2 tRNA genes and 3 rRNA genes are annotated in these 5,719 nt (G+C 45.8%); all 5 read left to right on the forward strand.

The annotated features are described in order from the left end of the window. Positions 1 to 309 precede the first annotated feature (309 nt). The 5 genes from K354_RS0113435 (at position 310) to rrf (ending at position 5,692) form a co-directional block, all read left to right on the forward strand. Positions 310 to 1,820 (forward strand): 16S ribosomal RNA (locus tag K354_RS0113435). Positions 1,821 to 1,916: 96 nt separating this feature from the next. Further along, positions 1,917 to 1,993 (forward strand) — tRNA-Ile (locus K354_RS0113440). Positions 1,994 to 2,004: 11 nt separating this feature from the next. Next, a tRNA-Ala gene (locus tag K354_RS0113445) sits at positions 2,005 to 2,080 on the forward strand. A 383-nt stretch (positions 2,081 to 2,463) separates the two neighbouring features. Next, a 23S ribosomal RNA gene (locus tag K354_RS0113450) occupies positions 2,464 to 5,378 on the forward strand. Positions 5,379 to 5,576: 198 nt separating this feature from the next. Next, positions 5,577 to 5,692 (forward strand): 5S ribosomal RNA (gene rrf / locus K354_RS0113455). Together the 16S, 23S and 5S rRNA genes with 2 tRNA genes alongside form the textbook arrangement of a ribosomal RNA operon. Positions 5,693 to 5,719 lie beyond the last annotated feature (27 nt).

The following is a 5,719-nucleotide window of genomic DNA, read 5'->3' on the forward strand; positions in this document are numbered from 1 at the left end:
AAAGCTAAGCAAGTATTAAGTAAGTATTGTATATAATTTCGTCCTCGTTTGAGAGAACGGGCGTAAGAGAGTCCCTATTTTAGGGGTTATCAAGTTCATTAAAATTATAAATGTTAAATCAAACTTTGAAATCTAAATAAGCGACTTTACAGGTCAGGGATAACTTATAAAAAGAGATTAACTATCTCTAAATAAGTTAACAATCAACACTTCATAGTGTTAGTCTAGATTCAAACTAAAGTCTACTCGAAGAGTAAGCTTTAGTGAGAGGAATTTAACTTGGACTTAGTTCAAGTTAAAGGAGACAATTTTATGGAGAGTTTGATCCTGGCTCAGAGTGAACGCTGGCGGCGTGCTTAACACATGCAAGTCGAACGATGAAGCTCTTGCTTGCAAGAGTGGATTAGTGGCGAACGGGTGAGTAATATATAGCTAACCTGCCCCTTAGAGAGGGACAACAGTTGGAAACGACTGCTAATACCTCATACTCCTTCTTAACATAAGTTAAGTTGGGAAAACTCCGGTGCTAAGGGATGGGGCTTTACGGTATCAGGTAGTTGGTGGGGTAAAAGCCTACCAAGCCAATGACGCCTAGCTGGTCTGAGAGGATGATCAGCCACACTGGAACTGAGACACGGTCCAGACTCCTACGGGAGGCAGCAGTGGGGAATATTGCACAATGGGGGAAACCCTGATGCAGCAACGCCGCGTGGAGGATGACGCATTTCGGTGTGTAAACTCCTTTTATATCCCAAGATAATGACGGTAGGATATGAATAAGCACCGGCTAACTCCGTGCCAGCAGCCGCGGTAATACGGAGGGTGCAAGCGTTACTCGGAATCACTGGGCGTAAAGGATGCGTAGGCGGATAATCAAGTCAAAAGTGAAATCCCACGGCTTAACCGTGGAACTGCTTTCGAAACTGGTTATCTAGAATATGGAAGAGGCAGATGGAATTAGTGGTGTAGGGGTAAAATCCGTAGAGATCACTAGGAATACCGATTGCGAAGGCGATCTGCTGGGACATTATTGACGCTGAGGCATGAAAGCGTGGGGAGCAAACAGGATTAGATACCCTGGTAGTCCACGCCCTAAACGATGCACACTAGTTGTTGCGATGCTCGTCATTGCAGTAATACAGTTAACACATTAAGTGTGCCGCCTGGGGAGTACGGTCGCAAGATTAAAACTCAAAGGAATAGACGGGGACCCGCACAAGCGGTGGAGCATGTGGTTTAATTCGAAGATACGCGAAGAACCTTACCTGGACTTGAAATCCTTGGAATCTTTCAGAGATGAGAGAGTGCTAGTTTACTAGAACCAAGTGACAGGTGCTGCACGGCTGTCGTCAGCTCGTGTCGTGAGATGTTGGGTTAAGTCCCGCAACGAGCGCAACCCTCGTCCTTAGTTGCTAACAGTTCGGCTGAGCACTCTAAGGAGACTGCCTTCGTAAGGAGGAGGAAGGTGAGGACGACGTCAAGTCATCATGGCCCTTATGTCCAGGGCTACACACGTGCTACAATGGTTGGGACAAAGAGCAGCGATACCGCGAGGTGGAGCAAATCTTAAAACCCAATCTCAGTTCGGATTGGAGTCTGCAACTCGACTCCATGAAGCTGGAATCGCTAGTAATCGTAGATCAGCAATGCTACGGTGAATACGTTCCCGGGTCTTGTACTCACCGCCCGTCACACCATGGGAGTTGATTTCACTCGAAGCCGGAATACTAGATTAGTTACCGTCCACAGTGGAATTAGCGACTGGGGTGAAGTCGTAACAAGGTAACCGTAGGAGAACCTGCGGTTGGATCACCTCCTTTCTAGAGTATATGGGGGAGCGTCTCACAACGCTCCTTCGAAGAGTTATCTAGACTTGTAAGTTGCTTATTTAGTTTTGAAAGTTTGATTATAAAGAGGGGCCTGTGGCTCAGGTGGTTAGAGCGCACCCCTGATAAGGGTGAGGTCACAGGTTCAAGTCCTGTCAGGCCCACCATTTAAAAAGATGGGGGGTTAGCTCAGCTGGGAGAGCGCCTGCCTTGCACGCAGGAGGTCAGCGGTTCGATCCCGCTACTCTCCACCATCTCTTAAATAACATTTACATAAAAACTACCAAAGTTTAATTTAAACCTTATTTGCTCTAGTCGAAAGACTAAGCTTTAGTGTTGAGAATAAAAGAATTTACTTCTTTTTACTTGAGCATTAAATAAGTTTTAAATTAGACTTTTTAAGTCTATGTTCATTAAATTATTATTGTTGATTGTCAAAAAAAGTGAAAACAATTTTACAACTTTGTTATGTATAACGAAAGTTATGTTTAACAAGGAAGTGATGCAAATTAGAATACAAAAATATAATCTATTTTTACTTAGGTAAGAATAGTCATTAAATCTACTCGAAAGAGTAAGCTTTAGTGTAATGAATTTGACTCGGACTTGTTCGAGTTAAAGAAACATTAAAATGATTAGGTAAACTATTAAGAGTAAATGGTGGATGCCTAGGCTGTAAGAGGCGATGAAGGACGTACTAGACTGCGATAAGCTTTGGGGAGCCGTCAAGAGGCTTTGATCCAGAGATTTCCGAATGGGACAACCCAGCATAGAGTGATCTATGTTACCCTACGGGGGGCTAACCAAGCGAAGTGAAACATCTCAGTAGCTTGAGGAAGAGAAATCAAACGAGATTCTGCTAGTAGCGGCGAGCGAACGTGGATTAGGACAAACCGGATGCTTGCATTCGGGGTTGTAGGACTGCAATATTGGATAACGGAAGATAGTCGAGTAATCTGGAAAGATTAGCTATAAAGAGTGATAGCCTCGTAGACGAAATCTAAAGTTAACATAGCAGTATCCTGAGTAGGGCGGAACACGTGATATTCTGTCTGAATCCGGGGGGACCACCCTCCAATCCTAAATACTACTTACAGACCGATAGTGAACAAGTACCGTGAGGGAAAGGTGAAAAGGACCCCAGTGAGGGGAGTGAAATAGAACCTGAAACCATTTACTTACAATCATTCAGAGCCCTATGTTTTATACAGGGTGATGGACTGCCTTTTGCATAATGAGCCTGCGAGTTGTGGTCAGTGGCAAGGTTAAGGATACCCGGAGCCGTAGCGAAAGCGAGTCTGAATAGGGCGAATTAGTCACTGGCTGCAGACCCGAAACGAAGTGATCTATCCATGAGCAGGTTGAAGCTGGTGTAAGAGCTAGTGGAGGACCGAACCGGTGTGCGTTGAAAAGTGCTCGGATGACTTGTGGATAGGGGTGAAAGGCCAATCAAACTTCGTGATAGCTGGTTCTCTCCGAAATATATTTAGGTATAGCGTCATGTTGTAGCATAGGGGGGTAGAGCACTGATTGGGCTAGGGCCTATACCAAGGTACCAAACCCTGTCAAACTCCGAATACCCTATGTGTAATCATGGCAGTCAGACGGCGGGTGATAAAATGCGTCGTCGAGAGGGAAACAACCCAGACTACCAGCTAAGGTCCCAAAGTGATAACTCAGTGGAAAACGATGTGAAGTTACTTAAACAACCAGGAGGTTGGCTTAGAAGCAGCCACCCTTTAAAGAAAGCGTAACAGCTCACTGGTCTAGTGATTTTGCGCGGAAAATATAACGGGGCTAAAGTTATCCACCGAAGCTGTAGATTCAAATTTATTTGAGTGGTAGGAGAGCGTTCTAGTCAGCGCTGAAGCTGTACCGGTAAGGAGCAGTGGAGCGGCTAGAAGTGAGCATGCAGGCATGAGTAGCGATAAAAGGGGTGAGAATCCCCTTCGCCGAAAACCCAAGGTTTCCTACGCGATGCTCGTCATCGTAGGGTTAGTCGGGACCTAAGTCGAGTCCGAAAGGGGTAGACGATGGAAAATAGGTTAATATTCCTATACTAATTATAGAGCGTGATGGAAGGACGCTTAGGGCTAAACGAGCTAACTGATGGAATAGTTAGTCGAAGGGCGTAGATTGAGGTACAGGCAAATCCGTACTTCTTTAATTCGAGACCCGACAGGCTCTTGATACTCTTCGGAGTGGAAGGAGAATCGTTGATGCCGTCGAGCCAAGAAAAGTTTCTAAGCATATCTATAATTACCCGTACCGTAAACCGACACAGGTGGGTGAGATGAGTATTCTAAGGCGCGTGGAAGAATCCTGGTTAAGGAACTCTGCAAAATAGCACCGTATCTTCGGTATAAGGTGTGCCTCCTTTCGTATAGAGATTTACTCTCGAAAGCGAAAAAGGTTGCAACAAAGAGTCCCTCCCGACTGTTTACCAAAAACACAGCACTCTGCTAACACGTAAGTGGATGTATAGGGTGTGACGCCTGCCCGGTGCTGGAAGGTTAATTGATGGTGTTAGCATTTATGCGAAGCTCTTGATCGAAGCCCCAGTAAACGGCGGCCGTAACTATAACGGTCCTAAGGTAGCGAAATTCCTTGTCGGTTAAATACCGACCTGCATGAATGGCGTAACGAGATGGGAGCTGTCTCGACCAGGAATCCAGTGAAATTGTAGTGGAGGTGAAAATTCCTCCTACCCGCGGCAAGACGGAAAGACCCCGTGCACCTTTACTACAGCTTGACACTGCTGTTGGGATATAGATGTGCAGGATAGGTGGGAGGCTTTGATTTATGGTCGCTAGATCATAATGAGCCGTTGTTGAGATACCACTCTTCTGTATTCTGATAGCTAACTCCGTACGATTATCTCGTGCGAGGACAATGTCTGGTGGGTAGTTTGACTGGGGCGGTCGCCTCCTAAAAAGTAACGGAGGCTTACAAAGGTTGGCTCAGGACGGTTGGAAATCGTCCGCAGAGTATAATGGTACAAGCCAGCTTGACTGTGAGACGTACATGTCGAGCAGAGACGAAAGTCGGTCATAGTGATCCGGTGGTTCTGTGTGGAAGGGCCATCGCTCAAAGGATAAAAGGTACGCCGGGGATAACAGGCTGATCTCCCCCAAGAGCTCACATCGACGGGGAGGTTTGGCACCTCGATGTCGGCTCATCGCATCCTGGGGCTGGAGCAGGTCCCAAGGGTATGGCTGTTCGCCATTTAAAGCGGTACGCGAGCTGGGTTCAGAACGTCGTGAGACAGTTCGGTCCCTATCTGCCGTGGGCGCAGGAAGATTGAGGAGAGTTGACCCTAGTACGAGAGGACCGGGTTGAACGAATCACTGGTGTATGGGTTGTTCTGCCAAGAGCATCGCCCAGTAGCTATATTCGGATGAGATAACCGCTGAAAGCATCTAAGCGGGAAGCCAACTCCAAGATGAATCTTCCCTGAAGACCTCATGAAGACTACATGTTTGATAGGCTGGGTGTGTAATTCCTGAAAGGGATTTAGCTGACCAGTACTAATAGGTCGTTTGGTTTACTTATATATTTTAATAAACATCACTTCCTTGTTAAGCATAAAAATTTAATGCTCGTAAAAACTGAACAAAGTCCAGTTATTACTCAAGCACTAAAGCTATTGCTTCGCAAAGAAAGTAGTTTTTACTTCTTTGACAATCAAGATAATTCTTAAACGCACTAGAAGCGTGAAGTAAGTATATAATGTATATTTACTTAACGCTTTCCGGTGGCTATAGAGAAGAGGAAACGCCCTGTCCCATTTCGAACCAGGAAGCTAAGCTCTTCATCGCCGATGATACTCTCCCTTACTGGGACGGAAACGTAGGTCGCCGCCGGTTCGCGTTATTTCTTCTTCTTTATACATA

This window comes from Sulfurospirillum arcachonense DSM 9755, assembly GCF_000597725.1.
Classification (GTDB): Bacteria; Campylobacterota; Campylobacteria; order Campylobacterales; family Sulfurospirillaceae; genus Sulfurospirillum_A; species Sulfurospirillum_A arcachonense.